Source organism: Dialister sp. (assembly GCF_047832375.1).
Classification (GTDB): domain Bacteria; phylum Bacillota; class Negativicutes; order Veillonellales; family Dialisteraceae; genus Dialister.
On sequence record NZ_CP181256.1, the window covers coordinates 2,467,230 to 2,486,614 of the forward strand.

Annotated in this window: 13 protein-coding genes; 1 reads left to right on the plus strand and 12 read right to left on the minus strand. The window is 54.9% G+C overall.

The window, feature by feature from the left end:
• Positions 1–28: 28 nt before the first annotated feature.
• Positions 29–1,102, minus strand: a complete 1,074-nt coding sequence (locus tag ACFWUL_RS09870; protein ID WP_416177152.1) for a glycosyltransferase family 4 protein — start codon at positions 1,100–1,102, stop codon at positions 29–31.
• Positions 1,103–1,593: 491 nt separating this feature from the next.
• Between ACFWUL_RS09870 and ACFWUL_RS09875 the strand changes: the two genes are divergently transcribed.
• Positions 1,594–2,319 (plus strand): gamma-glutamyl-gamma-aminobutyrate hydrolase family protein, encoded by a 726-nt coding sequence (locus ACFWUL_RS09875; RefSeq protein WP_416177153.1) that lies wholly within the window; start codon positions 1,594–1,596, stop codon positions 2,317–2,319.
• Between the two features lie 1,081 nt (positions 2,320–3,400).
• On the opposite strand, the gene ACFWUL_RS09880 is transcribed toward ACFWUL_RS09875, so the two are convergent.
• From ACFWUL_RS09880 to ileS, 11 genes are all read right to left on the minus strand, one after another.
• A complete protein-coding gene (locus ACFWUL_RS09880) occupies positions 3,401–3,871 on the minus strand; it encodes a MarR family winged helix-turn-helix transcriptional regulator (RefSeq protein WP_297021679.1) in 471 nt (156 codons plus the stop codon).
• Between the two features lie 273 nt (positions 3,872–4,144).
• Complete coding sequence (locus ACFWUL_RS09885) at positions 4,145–4,654, minus strand: hypothetical protein (protein WP_416177154.1); 510 nt, start codon at positions 4,652–4,654, stop codon at positions 4,145–4,147.
• A gap of 173 nt (positions 4,655–4,827) precedes the next feature.
• Entirely contained in the window at positions 4,828–5,316 is a 489-nt protein-coding gene (locus ACFWUL_RS09890) for a GNAT family N-acetyltransferase (RefSeq protein WP_416177155.1), read from the minus strand.
• An 803-nt stretch (positions 5,317–6,119) separates the two neighbouring features.
• The gene (locus tag ACFWUL_RS09895; RefSeq protein ID WP_416177156.1) at positions 6,120–7,568 is read right to left on the minus strand and encodes a serine hydrolase; all 1,449 of its coding nucleotides are present in this window, start codon (positions 7,566–7,568) and stop codon (positions 6,120–6,122) included.
• Positions 7,569–7,976: 408 nt separating this feature from the next.
• Positions 7,977–8,795, minus strand: coding sequence for an ABC transporter ATP-binding protein (locus ACFWUL_RS09900; protein WP_416177157.1), 819 nt, complete (start codon positions 8,793–8,795; stop codon positions 7,977–7,979).
• A gap of 1 nt (position 8,796) precedes the next feature.
• Positions 8,797–9,774, minus strand: a complete 978-nt coding sequence (locus tag ACFWUL_RS09905; RefSeq protein WP_416177158.1) for an ABC transporter ATP-binding protein — start codon at positions 9,772–9,774, stop codon at positions 8,797–8,799.
• Positions 9,775–9,778: 4 nt separating this feature from the next.
• Positions 9,779–10,657 (minus strand): ABC transporter permease, encoded by an 879-nt coding sequence (locus ACFWUL_RS09910; RefSeq protein WP_416177159.1) that lies wholly within the window; start codon positions 10,655–10,657, stop codon positions 9,779–9,781.
• Complete coding sequence (locus tag ACFWUL_RS09915; RefSeq protein ID WP_416177160.1) at positions 10,654–11,676, minus strand: ABC transporter permease; 1,023 nt, start codon at positions 11,674–11,676, stop codon at positions 10,654–10,656. Before ACFWUL_RS09915 ends, ACFWUL_RS09910 begins: the two co-directional genes overlap by 4 nt.
• A 440-nt stretch (positions 11,677–12,116) precedes the next feature.
• Positions 12,117–13,706 carry an ABC transporter substrate-binding protein gene (locus tag ACFWUL_RS09920; protein WP_416177161.1) on the minus strand — a complete coding sequence of 530 codons (1,590 nt, stop codon included), beginning with the start codon at positions 13,704–13,706 and terminating at the stop codon, positions 12,117–12,119.
• A 512-nt stretch (positions 13,707–14,218) separates the two neighbouring features.
• A complete protein-coding gene (locus ACFWUL_RS09925; protein ID WP_416177162.1) occupies positions 14,219–15,157 on the minus strand; it encodes a dipeptidase in 939 nt (312 codons plus the stop codon).
• A 513-nt stretch (positions 15,158–15,670) separates the two neighbouring features.
• Positions 15,671–18,508 carry an isoleucine--tRNA ligase gene (ileS, locus tag ACFWUL_RS09930; protein ID WP_416177163.1) on the minus strand — a complete coding sequence of 946 codons (2,838 nt, stop codon included), beginning with the start codon at positions 18,506–18,508 and terminating at the stop codon, positions 15,671–15,673.
• Positions 18,509–19,385: the final 877 nt, after the last annotated feature.

Sequence of the window (19,385 nt, forward strand, 5' to 3'; positions counted from 1 at the left end):
TCCGCATCCATGTCTCACACTTTTAGTCTCATTTCTTCTCTTTCCCATCCTTATCCTTCTGGTGTTCCATCTGGTAGGGGGAAGGAACGATTTCCTTCATGACTCCCAGCTTTCTTGCCCAAAGGATGAAAAGGATGAGCGCTGCCGCCACGATGATAATACCCACCAGAGTCCTCAGATGGATGACTACGAGGGCCACGCAGGAGAAAAAGGCGGTGAGTGCGTACATGATGAGCACCACCTGCTTCTGGGTCAGCCCCTTGGCCAGGAGCCGATGGTGGAGATGGTTCTTATCCGGCGAAAAAATAGGCACCCCGCTGGACTTCCTGCGGATAATGGCAAGGAACGTATCCGTAATGGGCACAGCCAGCGCCACCAGGGGCACAATGAGTACGGCCGCAGCGGCGGTCTTCATGGACCCCATCACCGATACGGAAGCGATGATATAGCCAAGGAACATGGACCCCGTATCGCCCATGAAAATCTTGGCAGGATTGAAATTATACTGGAGAAATGCCAGACAGGCACCGGTCATGGCCACCATGGCCGCTGCCGCTGTCCACTGGCCCATCTGGAAAGCCAAAAGGGCAATGGCGATGGAAGCAATGGTCGCAATGCCTGCCGCCAGGCCATCCAGGCCATCGATGAGGTTCACCGTATTAATGAAACCGATGATCCAGAAAATGGTGAGGGGCAGGGAAATGATTTCCGGAAGATAGACAATGCCCAGCCGGGGAATGTGAATCCAGTCAATGTTGATGTTGAAAATCACCACCGGAATGGCCGCTGCAATGATCTGGCCCAGGAGCTTCACCTTCGGTGGAAGGGAAACCACATCATCCGCAATCCCTACAATAATAAGGAACGTGGCTCCCGCCATGATGCCCACCATGTCATAGGTAAAACCGATGGTAGCAATGACAGATACCATGAACCCCGCATAAATGGCAAGTCCTCCCAGCCGGGGAATGAGTCCATGATGGACCTTCCGTGCATCCGGTTTATCCACGGCACCGATGCGGATGGCCAGGTTCTTCACCACCGGTGTCAGTACGAATGTAACCACCAGGGCAGTGAGAAACGTGAACGCGTAGGCGAACAACGTAACACCTCCTAAAAAAGACAACACTTTTAAGCTATTTTATCACATCAGGCAATGAGGGAAAAGTAGAGAGGTATGGTTGGCATGTATATGCAGTAGACCAATCTGCCCCAACTTCTGGGGCTATTCATCAGTTAGGAGTTAGGAGTTAGGAATTAGGAGTGGTAGTGCGGCGCATCAAAATATCAGAGCGCCGCAATTATATATACCTGCTCTTCGGCAAAGCCGCCGAACTACGGGGTACCCAGAGATCCGACATGATCCGCGGCTCTACTGCCATCGATAGCATCTATTGCTGAAGGCCGCGTCATATAAGGAAGGCCCCTCCTTTCATGCGAAGCGCCGCAGGCTGACCAGCTTTCCTAGTCGCTAACAGCTAGAAGCTAAAAGCCCCGCCTCAGGTGGCTCTATCCATCAGCACCGTATCCGCCATCACCCATTTTATGCTATGATGGAATTGATATGACACATCGCACAAGGAGGAAACCGATTTGAGTAAACCAATCGCTGCCGTTACCGCCGATACACTGCTGGCGGATATGAAACCCATCAACCAGAAAATGGCGGACTACGCCCCCCGTCCGCTTCTCAATGCCCTGGGCCGGGCCGGGATCCTGCCCATAGTCATCGCCTACGATGACTACGCAGACCCCGAAGAATTTGTGGACACCTTCGACGCCCTGGTCCTCCCCGGCGGACCGAACCCTTCTCCCCGGTTCTATGGGGAAGAACCGTTGTGGTGCATCGGACCTACCTATGAAAAGAGGGACATTTTTGAAATCGCCCTCATACAGACCTGCCTGAAACGGGGCAAGCCCATTCTCGGCATCTGCCGGGGCATGCAGATCCTGAACGCAGCCCTGGGTGGCACCCTGTGGCAGGACATGTCCGCCCAGAACCCGAAGGCCTTCATCCAGCACATGCAGAAAGCGCCGGGCAATATCGCCACCCACTATGTGGACATAGAAAAAGAGAGCCGCCTCCACAGTATCCTGGGAGATGGACTCTATGTGAATTCCCGGCACCGGGAGGGCATCAAGAAACTGGCCCCCTCCCTCACCGCCGCCGCCCATTCCCGGGACGGCGTTATCGAAGCGGTAGAAAGCAGGGACAATGACCTCGTCGCCGCCGTCCAGTGGCACCCGGAAAACATGGACCCCGCCCTCATGGACCCCCTGTTCCACGCCTTTGCAGACAGGATTATACGGTATAAATGAATGAGGAATTAGGAGTGAGGAGTGAGGAGTGAGGAGTGGTTGTGCGGCGCATCAAATGATATAGCGCCGTGGATTATATATGCCTATTTCGCGGCAAAGCCGCATCCATCCTGCGCCTTTGGCGCGCCCCTTCTCTAAGGGGCTGCATGACAGGGAAAGAGTTGAGGTCTAGCAGCTTCACCGCAGTCAGTCTTCATAAGGCGTCTCTCTATAATTAGTGCGCCGCCTCCATCCCCTCAGCCACTTCAGTCACCTCAGTCACCTCAGTCACCTCAGTCACTTTAGCCACCTTTCCATTCCCATCAATCCATCCTGCGCCTTTGGCGCGCCCCTTCTCCAAGGGGCTGCATGACAGGGAAAGAGTTGAGAGTTGAGGTCTAGCAGCTTCACCGCAGTCAGTCTTCATAAGGCGTCTCTCTATAATTAGTGCGCCGCCTCCATCCCCTCAGCCACTTCAGTCACCTCAGTCACTTTAGCCACCTTTCCATTCCCATCAATCCATCCTCCGCCTTTGGCGCGCCCCTTCTCTAAGGGGCTGCATGACAGGGAAAGAGTTGAGAGTTGTGGTCTAGCAGCTTCACCGCAGTCAGTCTTCATAAGGCGTCTCTCTATAATTAGTGCGCCGCCTCCATCCCCTCAGTCACCTCAGTCACCTCAGTCACTTTAGCCACCTTTCCATTCCCGTCAATCCATCCTGCGCCTTTGGCGCGCCCCTTCTCCAAGGGGCTGCATGCTTATGGGAATATAAAATTGGCGGCGCTTTCCAATTTGTGCGCCGCCACCTTCACTCCTCACTTCTCCCTCCTCACTCCTAACTAAAAGTAATACCGTCATAAGGGATCATGGACCGTTTATCCTTCATCCCACAAGAAAAAGCGGCCTTCCGGCCGCTTTTTCTGTGAGAGTGTAAAACAAAAGGAGATAAAGGAGTGTTTCCTGCCCATTGGCAGGAATCTGTTGTGAAGGCAGTGTCTGTGTCACTGTCTTCAACTGTATTATACCATAATTTTTATATTTTGAAAATATCTCTCAATTAGAAAGGAGTAAGAAAAAAACGCCATCTTCCGATGACATTTTTATTTTATGCCATGTCAATATTCTTCATGATGCGGCGGAGCACGCCTTTGAAGACCTGCATATCGTTTTCAGAAATTCCTTCATAGAACGATTCGTCCAGGTCCCGGGAAGCTTCCTGGCTGGCCTGTTCTACCTGTTTTGCCTTGTCCGTCAGGAAGAGACGGTATTTGCGGGCATCATCGGGTACCCGTTCCTTGCGGATCAGGCCTTTTTCGATCATAGATTTCACCATCACCGTGATGGTGGGGTTTGTGAGGTGCAGATGTTCTTCCAGTGTCTTCTGGGTGACCACGTCTTTCTTATGGGTGGACAGATAAGCAATGATCAGGGACTGCCGGGCAGTGAGGCCAAATTTCTTCATAATGCCGGACTGCTTGAGCAGCATTTTCTTGTGGGCCTGCCCCAGGTTGTAAGTCAGTCCCAGCTTGTCGCTTTCTTTCAAATCCTCCGGTTTTAAGTGGATTTGTCTCTTCATGATTCTCACCTTGCTATGCGCGAATAAAACTAAAAGATTCCATTCCTTTTCGAGGAGTAAGAGATTCCGGTCGATTGTTACAGGCAGGCCTCTCACCACCTGCCGGGAAGGAGCTTTTGCTTTCCGTTAACAAAAGGATGTTTCCCCCATTGACCCCTTGCGCTTTCATCTCTTAAACCTTACCAAGCTATAAAGCCTAAATATATATTTCTTTTATTATACTACAAGTATCAGGAGATTCGCAAAACAAACCTTGTAAAAATTTCAGGTTCTTCACTTTCTCACTGCCGCCCCAGGACGGCTCACGGCGCTGCTTCCTGCGGTACCGGAAACCTGGAAATCTTCCGGTTCCCCTTTGTCTTCCGTAATTTCCCACTTGTCATCCCCCGTGATTTCACCGCGGTAGTGATGCTCACCCATGGTGATAAGGAAATAAATATGGCCCATGCTTTCCCGGCGTACCACGGAGAAAGCATCGTTATCCACGTGGCAGCTGCCCTTCCAGACGACTCCCATATTCTGGCGGATGGTCAGCGTCATCACATGGTTCTCCGATTTCATTTCAAATTCCGTGAGTCGGCCGAAGCCATCATTGAAATAGAGGGACGACTGGGATTCATGGTTCATCCCGTCCGTGGAAAAAGCAGAGGAATAGACAGTGGTATAGTGGACGCTGCTGTTTTCCTCATTCGGTAAATCATCGGAAGTCCCACTCACAGCTCCGGCCGCTGCCGGCAGCAGGCAGAGCGTCAGGGCGATGGCTCCCATGAAGCGGCAATTCATAGATATAACCCCCTGTTTTATATATGAATCCATTGATACATATGTATTATAATTCAAATTCCTGCAGAAATAAAGGACAGGAAAAGCCCCTGCTGCCGGCCTCTCCTGCCCTGTCATGTCTTTCTGTTTACGCTTTTTCTATAGTATGGTATAAACAATTTCTATAGGGAAAATCAGAAAGTGAGCCGCATCTGGTACCATACCACATCGCCATGGGTGGATTCCGATACCCCCTCATTCACAAAGCCAAACTTCGCATAATAATGAACCAGCCGGTCCTTGCAGGTAAGGACAATGCCCTTCTTCCCCTCTTTCTTCGCCTGGGCCTTGAAGGCTTCGATGAGCCGGCCGGCGCATCCTTCCCGGCGGCAGGAGGGAATCGTATTCAGCCCGAAAATCATCTGCCATGCACCGTCTTCTTTATGGAGGGAGGCCTTCTCGTACATTTCATCGGTCAGGTCTTTCTCATCGGTGGTCATGCCGTCGATGAAGCCTACCAGCTTGCCATCTCTGTACAGAAGAAGGAAATGGTTCGGGTACACCGAGAGACGCTCCCGGATTTCTTCCGCCGTAGCCGCTTCTGCCTTGGGAAAGCACTCCGCCTCCACCGCTGCCAGTGCTTTGGCATCGTCTAAAGTGCCCTGTCTGATTGTATATTCCATAGTCTGCCTCCTGTTTGCTGTCATTTTGCTGTAACGTATACCACGTATTATAGCATAAGAGGTCGGCATACTGGCGGATAGAACCATTTGCATGGCCAGCGATAAAAGAGAAAGAGTTGAGAGTTGAGTGAAGAATTGAGGTCCAGCGGCTTCGCCGCAGAAGTTGACCCTCCCTTGCTTGCAAGGGAGGGGGGACCGCGTTAGCGGTGCGCAGCGAACTGCATTCGTAAGGAGCCGCAGGCGACTGAGAATGCAGTGAGTCGCTTTCCCTTTGGGTGGGTGGGTTGCCGCACAGCGGCTAGAATTGGACTCTATTCTTTTAAGCCAAACAGCGACGGCCAAAGGCAGGGGGATGGATCCGCCTCGAAGAGGCGGAATCTGCAAAGCAGAGGATTCGTACAACACCCGCCAATCCATCCTGCGCCTTCGGCGCGCCCCTTCTCCAAGGGGCTGCATGTTTGGGGATAGAGTCACATTGAGCGGTGAAGTGCCGGGACGGAGCTTCCGTTAATTACCATAAGACAGCGCTTTATAATTTGTGCGCTGCCACAGTCACTTCTCACTCCTGACTCCTGATTTTTCAGCCATTTTAGCCACTTCAGCCACTTCCCTTCAATCCATCCTGCGGCTTTGCCGCGGCCCTTCTCCAAGGGGCTGCATGCTTACGGAGTGTGGAGACATCAGACGTCGGACGGTCAGATATCAGACAAAATCAGCGGCAGAGCCGCAGTCAGGCCTCATAAGGCGGCGCTATTTGATTTGTGCGCTGCCACATTCACTCCTCACTTCTCACTCCTCACTCCTCACTTTTTCACTTTCCTGAAGTCAATGGACTCCACCTTCGGTTCCATGAGGAGGTGGAAGCCCGCTATATTTCCTGCATCGTCAGCGTAGAAGGTGAGGGGTATGGTGTAGAGGTCCGTATCTTCCTTCACCCCATCCACCTTGAACGTATCGTAGTAGAGGTGGGTCATGGGAAGACCCTTTACGGCCCGTTCGTCCAGGTAAAAGCTGCCATCCTTCCAGGTGACATGGAAACGGCCGTAGCCGGGGTTTTCATAGTTTCCTTCGTAGGCAGAAGGTTCATGGGACAGGAGGCCCTTCGCATGGCTCTCCGGGAGGCAGTGAAATTCCAGGTGGTGGTACATATCCTCCGGCGCATGGTCCCTGCCGGGCTCCGTGTACAGGCCATACCAGTCTTCCTCTTTCCTTCCCAGGAAGGCATCCAGGAGGAATCCCTGCACCGCAAAAATGAGTGGATTGTCCGGGGCATGAAGATTCTGCAGGTACACGGCGCCGGCAGACAGGGAGGGGATGTAGAACTGGAAAGCGCTGTACCCTTCGATTTTTCCTGTATGCTGCTGGACAATGGCACCATAGTACTCCATGATCCGCCATCCGAATCCATAGCCCAGGCTCCTTCCCCCTTTCACGTGAGGATAATCCATGAGCATCTGGGGGGTATGCATTTCCAGAAAATCCGTGGGGGAAAGGAGGTACTCATCCCCCACCCTTCCGCCATTCATGTGGAAGGTGAGCCATTTCACCATGTCCTCCGCACTGCTCATGACGGAGCCGCAGGGGCCGGCCTGGTCGATGTTCCAACGGGGAATCTCATGAAGCCCATGATCCCAGCGGAAGGGCATGGCGCAATTATCCTGTCTTGCGGCATCATCCATGAGGCAGAAGCTCCGGTCCATATGAAGGGGACGAAAGATTTCCTCTTCCACCAGGGTCTCCCACTTCTTTCCCGTCACCGCCTCCAGGATACCGCCGATGGCGGCGTACATGACATTGCTGTACTGGGCCTCTGTGCGGAAAGGACGGTTCGGCTTGAGGTACTCCAGCCGGGAAAGATACTGCACCCGGGAAATGGAATTATCCGGCCAGGCCCCATCGTGGCCGCCGACGCCGGTGCGGTGGCACATCATGTCCCGAAGGGTTACCTGGGACGCTGCCTTTTCATCCCACAGGGCAAAGCCCGGGATATATTCCGCCACCGGCCGGTCTATATCCAGCAATCCTTTCTCCGCCAGTTTCATGACCACAAAGGAGGTCATGGACTTGGAGCAGGAGCCGATACCGCTGATGGTATCTACGGTAAAAGGGTCCCCTTTACTATTCCGCACCCCAAAGGCCATGGTTTTTACCTGTCCCTTGTCCACGATGCCCATGGCCATGCCGGGGATGGAATAGTAGGCCATCATCTTCTCGATGAGATGGCGGAGATCTTCGTATTGGATAGATGTCATGTATGCCTCCCGGATTAGAATTGAGAATTGAGTGAAGAGAGTTGAGGCCTCGCGGCTTCGCCGCCAAAGCATCCCAACCCTCCCTCTTTAGAGGGAGGGGGGACCGCTTGCGGTGGGTGGGTGCCGATGGTATGGAGAGGATCCGGTTAGACCGACATCAGGGAACCCCCTCCGTCGCCTTCGGCGCCACCTCCCCCATAGATGGGGGAGGTCATCGAAAATAGCGGCTGCGCCGCAGGCTGGACATCTTTCCTGGTGGCCAGCCGCCAGCAAATAAAAGCCTCCGCTTGTTCGTATTCTGCTTAACCACACGTTACCCGGCCCACAGGGCCTATAGAGCTCAAAGCTAAAGGCTAAAAGCTCACAGCCCTCCCCCATTTGCACGCCACTTTGCCACACACGACTTTCCTACCCTAAGTCTGCAATCCGATGCGGCGGGATGAAGGGCTTCCCTATCATGGGGACTGCGGCGATGAGATCCTTTGTATAGGGATCCGCCGGATGGGTGAGGATGTCGTCGGATGTGCCGATTTCTACGATTTTTCCCTTTTCCATCACCGCCGTGCGGTCAGAAATGTAGCGCACCACCGCCAGGTTATGGGATATGAAAAGGTACGTGAGCTGCAGCTGGTCCCGAAGGTCCATAAGGAGGTTCAGCACCTGGGCCTGTACGGACACGTCCAGGGCCGATGTAGGTTCATCGAGAATCAGGACTTCCGGCCTCGTCATGAGGGCCCGGGCAATGGAAATGCGCTGCCGCTGGCCGCCGGAAAATTCGTGGGGATACCGGTCCATGGCGCTCTTCCGAAGGCCCACCAGTTCCAGCAGTTCTGCCGCCCGCTGGCGGCGGTGGGTTTCGGAAAACTCCCCCATCACCCGGGCGGGCTCCATGAGGATGTCCCCGATTTTCATGCGGGGAGACAGGGAGGAATAGGGATCCTGGAAGACGATCTGTATTTTCTTCCGGATTTCCCGGACCTCCTTTTCCTTTGCATGGGAAATATCCCGGCCGTAGAGAAGAATTTCCCCGCTCGTAGGTTCCGCCAGGTGGATGATGAGGCTGGCCAGGGTGGACTTCCCGCAGCCCGACTCCCCCACGATGCCCAGGGATTCCCCTTTGGAAAGGGTAAGACTCACGCCGTCCAGGGCACGGATTTCTTTTGCCTTCCCCCAGAAACTCCGGGTGTGGAAGACCTTTGTCACATTTCGAATTTCCAAGAGTTCCATGTTATCCCTCCTCCGGATGGCAGCAGTACACACAGTGATGATTCCCCTTTTCCAGACAGGGAGGCAGCCCTTCCCGGCAGTCCGCAGCGGCCCGGCTGCAGCGGGGAGCAAACCGGCATCCTCTCATTTTTTCTGACGGGTCCGGCACCATGCCGGGAATGGCGGAGAGCCTCTCATGGACACCCTCCCCCGTGAATTTCGGCAGGGCCCCGATGAGGGCCTTCGTGTAGGGATGGAGAGGGTGAGACAGTACATCCTTTGCCTCCCCGGACTCCACGATGTGGCCGGAATACATGACCGCAATGTGGTCGCAGATTTCCGAAATCACGCCGAGGTCATGGGAAATAAAGAGCACCGCCGTTCCCAGGTCCCGGCAGGCCTCTTTGATGAGGTACAGAATCTGAGCCTGCACCGTCACATCCAGGGCCGTGGTGGGTTCGTCGGCAATGAGGAGCTTCGGCTTGCAGGACAGGGCGATGGCGATCATCACCCGCTGCCGCATGCCGCCGGATAATTCATAGGGATAGGAATGGAGCACATCTTCCGCATTGCGGATATGCACTTCCTCCAGCAGGGACAATGCCTTTTTTGCGGCTGCCTCCTTCCCCAGTTTTTCGTGGGTCCGGATGACATCGATCATCTGGGTGCCGATGGTGAAAACCGGATTCAGGCAGGTCATGGGTTCCTGGAAAATCATGGATACGTCCCGGCCCCGTACTTCTTCCATACTCTTTTCACTGATTCCTAAAAGCTGGCGGCCCATGAGGCAGATGGAGCCTCCCAGTTCCGCCCTGCCGCCACCGGGAAGGAGCCGGGTCACTGCGAAGGCGGTCATGGATTTCCCACTCCCCGATTCGCCTACAAGGCCCAGGATTTTCCCCTCCTCCACCGTGAGATTCACATCGTGGAGGATGGGCACCAGTCCCTTTTTCGATGGCAGGGACAGGGAAAGATGTTCGATTTTCAATACGTCAGCCATGGTCTCACTCTCCACTTCTGGGGTCCAGAATATCCCGAAGGCCGTCACCCAAAAGGTTGAACCCCATAACGGTGACGAGGATGAAAATACCGGGGAATGCCGCATACCACCACTGGTCAATGGCATAGACCCGGGCGGTGGAAATCATGGCACCCCACTCCGGCATAGGAGGCTGGGCACCGAGGCCGATGAAGCTCATGGAGGAAGCGATGAGGATGGCATCACCGATACCGAGAGTCATCTGCACCATGAGGGGAGACAGGCAGTTCGGCAGGATGTGGTGCACCACGATCCAGAAGGGCGAGGCGCCGAATGTTTTCGCCGCCTTCACATAGGGCTCCTCCTTCAGGGACAGCACCTGCCCCCGCATGAGACGCACATAGAGAGGTATCCGGACGATGCACACCGCCAGCATGGTATTGAACAGGCCCACCCCCAGGGCCGCCGTAAGAGCCAGGGCCAGCACCATGGACGGGAAGGACAGCACCATGTCCGTCACCGCCATGATGGCCCGGTCCACCCGGCCGCCGCAGTATCCGGAGACGCTGCCGATGGCCACACCGATAACCGCCGCGATGATAACGATGGAAAGGCCCACGGCTATGGAAATCCGGGCGCCGTAAAGGATGCGGCTGAATATATCCCGCCCCATTTCATCGGTACCGAAGAGGTGGTGCAGCGACGGTGCTGCCAGCCGGCCGGACACGTTCATGAGATTCGGGTCCCAGGGACTGATGAGGGGCGCCAGGAGCCCCAGGAGGATAATGACCGCCACGATCACCATACCCGCCAGGGTGAGCTTGTTTTTGAGGAGAATATCCAGAGATTTCTTCAGGAACGTTTCCCGTTCCTCCCGGAGTCCTCCTTCCTTCACTTCCGTCATTTTCCATCACCTCCACTGATCTGGGGGTTCAGGATGTTGTAAATCACATCGACCACCATATTGATCACCACGTATCCCACGGACACCACCAAAGTGAACCCCATGATGGCGGGGAAATCAAGGTACGCAATGGAGTCCATCACATATTTCCCCATTCCCGGCCATCCGAATATGGTCTCCGTAATCACCGCGCCCCCAAGGAGCTCGCCGATGGTAAGACCCGTAATGGTGACCGTAGGTATAAGGGCATTCTTCAGGGCATAGCGGTAAATGATGCGGTGCTTCGGGATGCCGCAGGCCCGGGCCGTACGGATATAGTCCTGTTCCAGCACATCCACCATGCCGCTCCGCACCTGCCGGGCAATGATAGCCAGCTGGGCGTAGGCCAGGCACAGCGCCGGCAGCAGGAGATGGTGGATGGCGGAAATGACTACATCCATATTTCCTGCAATGAGACCGTCAATGACATAGAGCCCCGTCACCGGCGGCGGAGGAGTAATGAAGGGATCCAGCCTGCCGGAAGCCGGGAAAATGGGGATGACCTTGTAAAACAGGATGAGGCACACCACGCCGGACCAGAAGAGGGGGATAGATACACCCACCATGGAAATGACCCGGCAGATGTGGTCCACCCAGCTGTCCCGGTGCACCGCGGAAAGGACGCCAAGGAATATGCCAAAAGCCACGGCAATCACCATGGCCGCCAGGGTCAGCTCCAGGGTAGCCGGGAAATACCGGGCCAGCTCCCCGGACACCGGCATCTGGGTACGGATGGAGACCCCCATGTTCCCATGGAAAAGGCCCTCCATATAAATGGCATACTGTGTAAGGATAGGCTTATCCAGACCCAGGGACTGGCGGGCAGCCTCCAGGGTCTCCGGAGACGCATGGGGCCCCACCAGCATCCGGGCCGGGTCCCCGGGAATCACATGGGAAATGCAGAATGTCACAATGGAAACGCCGATAAAGACAAGGATGAGATGAAGGATTCTTTGGATTACAAAACGCCATGAAATCATAAAGCCCTCCCTGGGAACACACCCCTGAAAACAGATTGAGATCGAGGTCGAGGTCGAGATCGAGATTGAGGGAAACCGGGCAAAGGCTCCGGTTGTCCAGATACAGATCCAGGCCTTTAGCGACTCCGCCGCATGATTGCGCCAATCCATCCGGATGGCTCTGCAAGCATAACGCGTGCCCCCTTGGAGAAGGGGGCAGCCCGAAGGGCAGGGGATGGATTCGCCTCGTAGAGGCGAGACCTGCACAGCAGGGGATTTCAGGAAATGCAGATTTGGGAATGGAGTGAAGAGAAATGAGGTCCAGCGGCTTCGCCGCATATCCCATCAATCCATCCTGCGCCTTTGGCGCGCCCCTTCTCCAAGGGGCTGCCTGCCCAGGATTACCTGAGAGCCAGCAACTAACAGCCAGCAGCCCCGCCCGGTTGACTCCAACCGTCCCTTTACTCTTTCGTCAGATGTTCGAAGTCAAACATGCTGTCCAGCATGGGGTTGTAGGCGAAGCCTTTGATATTGGCTCTCATAGGAGTAAGCACCTTGGTCTGGAAGAGGAAGAGGTACGGCGCATCGTCGAAAGCGATCTTCTGGACCTTCTTGTAGATTTCCGTGCGGCCATCCTTGTCGGTCATCACTTCCGCCTGCCGGAGGAGGCTGTCCGCCTCGTCATTCTTATAGAAGGACCGGTTCCCCGGGAGTCCCCAGTAGGAAGAGTCCATCCAGTAGGACAGGAAGAACTGGGGATCACTGTAGTCCGGGCTCCAGGTGCCCAGGGCCATCTGGAAGTCCCCCTTGTCCGCCCGCTGCCGGAACGTAGCCCAGGCTACCTTTTCCAGGTTCACCTTGATGCCCAGCTGCTGCAGGTTATTCTGGATGATCAGGGCCTCTGCCTCATCGAAGGCGGCGTGGCCGGAATAGAGGAGGTTGATTTCCGTCACATTTTCTCCGGAGGCAGCCAGGAGTTCCTTCGCCTTATCCGGATTGTAGGTGTATCCAGGAAGGGACTCATCCTTGCCCCACATGCCTTTCGGCAGGGCATTCGTGAGCTGTTCACCCCGGCCTTTCACGGCGCCGTCGATGATGGCATTGTAGTCGATGGCATAGGACAGGGCCTGCCGGAATTTCTTATTGCTGGTGGGGAGCTTCTGGTTATTCAAGTAGACAATGGAGCAGAGGAGGGACGGGTCTTCATAGATGTGGATGGCCTTATTGTCTTTCAGCTGGTCAATCTGGTCCATGGGAATACCTTCGGCAATGTCGATATCCCCCTTCTCCAGCTGCAGCCGCTGGGCGGAGGGATCCTTGATACTGTTGAAAATGACATGCTTGATGGACGGCGCTTTGCCGGCATAATTTTTCTGCAGGTCCAGCTTAATGGACTGGGAGGGTGTGTAGGATGTGATTTCATAGGCGCCGGACCCCATGGTGTGGGTGGCCAGGTAGGAGGAACCCATATCGTTGTCCTTGGCCTGGTCCATGACCTTCGGATTCACGATGGAGGAGCCATTCACCGCCAGGGTGTAAAGGAATGGCGCAAAGGGCTTGGACAGCTTGAATACCACCGTCTTGTCATCAGGGGTCTCTATGGAATCCACCACCTTGAAATAGTCGGAAGGCCCTTTCTTCATCTGTTTTACCCGGTCAATAGAGAATTTCACCGCCTTCGCATCCACCGGGGACCCATCGGCAAACTTATGGCCATCTTCGAGAGTAAATGTCCAAGTCAAGCCATCGTCGCTGACGGTCCAGGACTTGGCCAGGGACGGTTCCACATCGGTGGAGGCCTTGCCGTTTTCTACTTTGTACTTCACCAGCCGTTCATAGGCGGGATAGGTGATCTGCCAGCCCTTGTTATCCATGGTGACTGCAGGGTCCAGGGTTTCCGGATCCACCGGCATCCCCACTACGATGGTATCCTTCGGCACAGAACCGCCGCCGGAAGCACTTCCGGATGAACTTCCGCCGCATCCCGCAAAACCGATGGCAGCCAGTCCAACCATGGAACCAAGAATCATAGCCTTCAGAAGTTTTTTCATAGTCTTTACCCCCTTACCAAAAGGAGCCGCACTCCATCTCGGAATGCGGCTCCATCGCCTTTAGAGACCACAAAGCCCTTCTCCTTCTTACCGGCGCCGGCCGATAAAAAGGGCTTCTTTGTCTCTTTATGAAATATGTATACAGTATACGGCGAAATGAAAAAAATGTAAATAGTGAATCGGAGCGGAGGATAGCAGGTGGCTGGAAATGGTGAGAAGTGAGGAGTGAGGAGTGAGGAGTGGTGGTGCGGCGCATCAATTCATATAGCGCCGCGAAGTATATATGCCTATTTAGCGGCTCCGCCGCATCCATCCTGCGGCTTTGCCGCGGCCCTTCTCCAAGGGCCTGCATGCTAATGGGTAGTGGAGACTTCAGACGTCAGACAGGGCCAGCAGCGAAGCTGCTATCAGGCGTTGTAAGGCGGCGCTATATAATTTGTGCGCCGCCACCTTCACTCCTCACTCCTCACTCCTAACTCCTAACTCCTAACTCCTAACTTCTCCCTCCTCACTTACCCCAATATATCCCCCAGGTACCGTTCCCCGTTCTGCCAGAAAATCTTTTCCACTTCTTCCTCGTGGAAGCCGCTCTTCAGAAGGGCATGGGCGAGGCGGTCCGTTTCGGAGGCGTCTTTCAGTTCCAGTTTCGGTTCGATACCGTCGAAGTCACTACCCAGGGCCAGGGTCTCTATGCCGGCGAGGTTCAGGATATGCCGGGCGTGGCGGACGATGTTTTCCAGCTTCGTCACTTCCGAGGTGCCGGTGAAGTGGTTCGCAAAATTCAGTCCTATGAGGCCCCCTTTCTCCCCGAAGAGGCGGATCAGGTGATCCGGCAGGTTCCGCTGGTGGGCCGTCACCGCCCGGGCATCGGAGTGGGACGCCATGGGCGGCCTCCGGCAGCGCAGGAGAATTTCTCTCGTTCCCTCATCATTCAGGTGGCTCGTGTCCACCACCATGTGGAGGGATTCCATGGCCTCTATGATTTCCCAGCCCCTATCAGTGATGCCTTTATCTTTTCCTTCCATGCCATTGGGCCAGCCGATTTCATTGGGATAATTCCAGGTGAGTGTCATAAGGCGGACTCCGTCTTTATAGACCTGCCGGAGTTTCTCTATAGAACCTCCCACCACTTCGCCCCCTTCGATGGAAAGGAGGGTGCCGATTTTCCCGTCTTCCTCGGCCTCCCGGATATCTCCCCGGCTGTGGATGGGCTGCAGCCGGTCTTTATGGAGGGCGGACTCCTTTTTCCATATGGCAAGGAGGGCTTCATACCGGCCCCACACATCGGTTGTCTTCTCCCGGTCCACCCAGAGGGCAAAGTCCTGGATGAAGCAGCCGCCCCTTTTGAGCTTTTTTAAATCAATATAGAGGGAATTTTCCAGAAGATTCCCCTTTTCCGGATGGTCATGGATTTCAGTAATCGTATCACAGTGGAAATCTATATACTTCATGGCAGCCCTCCTGAACGCAAAAAGAGGCATATACCCCAAAGGATACATACCTCTTCGTATTTTTATGAACGTACTACTATCATACCACAGAGAATGGGTTCTGTCAGTGAGAAAGTGGGATAGTGTGTTTGCATGCATACAGCCAGCGTCACCGGGGCGAAGCCTTGGGCCTTTAGCCTTGGGCATTGAGCGCATCAGTCTGCGGCAAAGCCGCAGTCTCTCAATGTTTCACTCAATTTTCAAATCTTTTTTACACCCTCTGCTTCGCAGATTCCGCCTCTTCGAGGCGGATCCATCCCCCGGCCTCTGGCCGTCCCCCTTCTCCAAGGGGGAACGCTTTATGTGGAGAGAGTCACCTGCGTTGAGCTGTTTGTTATTAGCGACGAATCTGCGAAGCTCCAACTCTTTCTTTTCCTGCCCAAGGCTCATGACTCCAGCCGTAAGCACGCAAAAGGGTCCGGGAAAATGGATTTCCATTTCCCCGGACCCTTTACTGCGATTCAGTCGCTCAAATTATTCTTCGTCCAGTACGTGGGCGCAGCGAGCGCAGACATGGGGATGGTTCGGATCGCTGCCTACGTCAGGGGTCCGTTTCCAGCAGCGTTCGCACTTTTCGAGATGGCATACAGCTACGCTGCACTTGACGGTGCCCTCTTCGTTGGAAGCGGCGCCTTCCGGTGCATCCTTTGTGCCTTCCATGATCTTTGCCTGGGACACAATGCAGAAGTCAGCCAGTTCCTTTTCCATGTCCTTCACCACGGAGAAGGCTTCGCCGTCAGCGTACACCGTGATTTCCGCATCCAGCGGATGGCCGATGGTCTTTGCCTGCCGTGCTTCTTCCAGGGCCTTCATGACTACCGTTCTCACAGCCAGCCGTTTCTGCCATTTTTCGTCCAGTGCCTTGTCCAGGTACTTTTCATTGGGTTTCGGCATATCGGCCATGTGGACGGACCATTCCCGTTCTTCCTTGTTCGGGAGGGCCTGCCATACTTCTTCTGCGGTGAAGCAGAGAACCGGTGCCACCAGGCGGACCAGGGTGGTGAGGATTTCATACATGGCGGTCTGGGCGCTTCTTCTGAGCTTGCCGTCTGCCTTTTCGGTGTAGAGGCGGTCCTTCAGGATGTCCAGGTAAATAGCGGAGAGGTCCACGGTGCAGAAGTTGTGGACTGCATGGTACATGACGTGGAATTCATAGTCATCGTAGGCTTTGAGCACCGTTTCTTTCACCTGTTCCATGCGGAGCAGGGCCCAGCGGTCCAGTTCTTCCATATCTTCATAGGCCACGGCGTCCTTCTTCGGGTCGAAGTCGTAGAGGTTGCCCAGGAGGTAACGGAAGGTATTGCGGATCTTGCGGTACACGTCGCTCATGGACTTGATGATCTTGTCGGAGAGGCGCACATCGCCCTGGTAGTCCACGGAGGAAATCCAGAGACGCATCACGTCGGCGCCGTACTTGTTGATGACATCCTGCGGAGCCACCACGTTGCCCACGGACTTACTCATCTTGCGGCCTTCGCCGTCCATGGTGAACCCATGGGTGAGGACAGCCTTGTAAGGCGCATAGCCATTCACTGCTACAGAGCAGAGGAGGGAGGAGTGGAACCAGCCGCGGTGCTGGTCAGAACCTTCCAGGTACAGGTCGCAGGGATACTTGACCCCTTCCCATTCCTTGTGGGGATAGCGGAGGACGCCGTTCCAGGTGGAACCGGAGTCAAACCATACGTCCATGATATCCTTTTCCTTGTGGAAATGGGTGCCGCCGCAGTGGGGGCATTTGAATCCTTCCGGCAGCAGTTCTTCAGCCGTATGGGCCCACCAGGCATCGGTGCCTTCTTTTTCTACGATGTCTTCCACCTTCTTCATGGTTTCCGGAGTGATGACCCACTTGCCGCAGTCATCGCAGTAGAAAGCAGGAATCGGCACGCCCCAGGAACGCTGGCGGGAAATGCACCAGTCCTGGCGGTCACGGATCATATTGTACAGGCGGTCATGGCCCCAGGAGGGGATGAACCGGGTGTCGTCCACAGCCTTCAGTGCCTTGTCCCGGAAATCATTGATGGAGGCGAACCACTGGTCCGTTGCTCTGTAGATGATGGGGTTCTTGCACCGCCAGCAGTGGGCGTACTGATGGTGAATGGATTTCTTGCCAAGCAGCATGCCTGCATGGGCAAGGGCGGAAATGACAGGTCCCTCTGCTTCCCAGATGGACTTTCCCACAAGGCCCAGTCCTGCTTCTTCGGTCATCCGGCCCTTTTCATCGACCGGGCAGATAATGGGCAGATCCAGCTTGCCCTTATTCCGGTAATCCTGGCAGATTTCAAAGTCGTCCACGCCGTGGCCAGGAGCAGTATGCACGCAGCCGGTGCCGGCATCCAGGGTGACATGGTTGCCCTCGAGGACATAAGACAGGCGGTCCAGCAGGGGATGGTGGAAGGTAGCCAGTTCCCATTCAGCACCGGTCATTTCACGGCCCACAAATTCGTAGTCCGTGACTTTGCATTCTTCCAGTGCCTTCGGTGCCAGTTCCTTGTTCATCAGGTAGTATTCATCGGCTGCCTTGTTATGAACCCATACATAGGTAAATTTCGGATTCACGCAGATAGCTTCGTTAGCCGGGATGGTCCAGGGGGTGGTGGTCCAAATGACGGCAAAGAGTTTTTCCTTCGGTACGCCTTCCGGAGCGAGGCCCTTCACATCCACCGCCGGGAACTTCACGTAAATGGAAGGAGACTTGCGGTCCTTGTATTCGATTTCTGCTTCCGCCAGGGCGGTCTCGCAGTTCGGGCACCAGTATACGGCTTTCTTACCCTTGTAGATGTAGCCCTTGTTGGCCATGGCGCCGAAAACTTCCAGCTCCTTTGCTTCCAGATGGGGATCAAAGGTTACATAGGGATGGTCGAAATCGCCGACCACGCCCATGCGGATGAAGTCAGCCTTCTGGATGGCGATCCATTTCTTTGCATAGGCCAGGCACTTCTTCCGGAGTTCCAGGGGTGTCATGTTCGCCCGGTCTTCGCCGGAATCCTTCAGTACCGCATATTCGATGGGCAGTCCGTGGGTATCCCAGCCGGGGATATAGTTGGCTTCATAGCCGGCCATATGCTTGTAGCGGACGATGATATCCTTCAGAGTCTTGTTCAGGGCATGGCCGATATGAATCTTGCCGTTAGCGTAAGGGGGCCCATCGTGGAGAACGAAGGTGGGAGCCCCATCCTTTCTTCTCTTTTCGATTCTCTGGTGATAAAGGTCGTGTTCCTTCCAGAAATCCACAAAGCCCGGTTCCTTCTTCGGCAGGTTGCCCCGCATGGGGAAGTCGGTCTCCGGCAGATGTAAAGTCTTGCTGTAATCCATTTCCATTCCTCCTAAGGAAATCATTGATTTCCAAAATAAAAATTCCCGCCCCGGTAAGGGGCGAGAATCCAATTCCCGTGGTACCACCCTCATGACCTTGCGGCCACTTGGTACAGATAACGGTGTCCCGTCAGGGCTTTTCTTCCCTGAAGCTCCGAAGTGATCCTCCCGCAGGCCGTACGCTTCCTTTCACCGGCTGGAAGCTCTCTGTGGAACGGCAGATGCAGGACGTCTCCATCAACGCCTGTCAGTATTTATTTATTTTACTTATATCCGAGAGCTAAGTCAAGAGGGAAATAGGCCTTGGTAAATGGCTTTCGGCTCAATCCGGTGCTAATGTTTGGGGTTAATAGTTAGGAATTAGGAGTGAGGAGTGAGGAATGGTAGTGCGGCGCATTAAATTTATAGAGCGCCGCTTTTGATATCTACTTCGCGGCACCGCCGCAGCCGGATTCCTGATGACTCTAACCCCTAAACGTGAAAATGGCTATGCACGAGGCTCCCTTTCTCAAAGGCATAGGTGCTTCGGCCGGGCTCTGAGGTGCTCGCTTAGTGTGCAGTAAATGCTCGCAGATGAGCCCGGCTTGGGCATCCTCTGCAGGATGCCCACATAGGACCTATGAGCCGGGCCCAAGTTGATCGGCCAGTCGACAAAAGGAATGCGTCTTATTGTGCAGTAAAGACGCCAATTTGCGACTGGCTTGCAGGTCCTATGCAGGACCTGCACACTTTTTCTGCACATAAAAGCGCCTTCCTTTCAGGGCTCGGCCGGAATGCTCCCGGTGGGAAGCGTCTCACGGGGTTCTCAGTCGCCTGCGGCTCCCTGCGAACCCCGTTCGCTTGCCACCCCACCGGGGTGAGGGATTCTGATGGGCGC

Bases quoted from the DNA above. Each gene is read 5' to 3' on its own strand.
- ACFWUL_RS09880 (WP_297021679.1), bottom strand. From the start codon at position 3,871: ATGAAGAGACAAATCCACTTAAAACCGGAGGATTTGAAAGAAAGCGAC.
- ACFWUL_RS09885 (WP_416177154.1), bottom strand. From the start codon at position 4,654: ATGAATTGCCGCTTCATGGGAGCCATCGCCCTGACGCTCTGCCTGCTG.
- ACFWUL_RS09890 (WP_416177155.1), bottom strand. From the start codon at position 5,316: ATGGAATATACAATCAGACAGGGCACTTTAGACGATGCCAAAGCACTG.
- ACFWUL_RS09895 (WP_416177156.1), bottom strand. From the start codon at position 7,568: ATGACATCTATCCAATACGAAGATCTCCGCCATCTCATCGAGAAGATG.
- ACFWUL_RS09900 (WP_416177157.1), bottom strand. From the start codon at position 8,795: ATGGAACTCTTGGAAATTCGAAATGTGACAAAGGTCTTCCACACCCGG.
- ACFWUL_RS09905 (WP_416177158.1), bottom strand. From the start codon at position 9,774: ATGGCTGACGTATTGAAAATCGAACATCTTTCCCTGTCCCTGCCATCG.
- ACFWUL_RS09910 (WP_416177159.1), bottom strand. From the start codon at position 10,657: ATGACGGAAGTGAAGGAAGGAGGACTCCGGGAGGAACGGGAAACGTTC.
- ACFWUL_RS09915 (WP_416177160.1), bottom strand. From the start codon at position 11,676: ATGATTTCATGGCGTTTTGTAATCCAAAGAATCCTTCATCTCATCCTT.
- ACFWUL_RS09920 (WP_416177161.1), bottom strand. From the start codon at position 13,706: ATGAAAAAACTTCTGAAGGCTATGATTCTTGGTTCCATGGTTGGACTG.
- ACFWUL_RS09925 (WP_416177162.1), bottom strand. From the start codon at position 15,157: ATGAAGTATATAGATTTCCACTGTGATACGATTACTGAAATCCATGAC.
- ileS (WP_416177163.1), bottom strand. From the start codon at position 18,508: ATGGATTACAGCAAGACTTTACATCTGCCGGAGACCGACTTCCCCATG.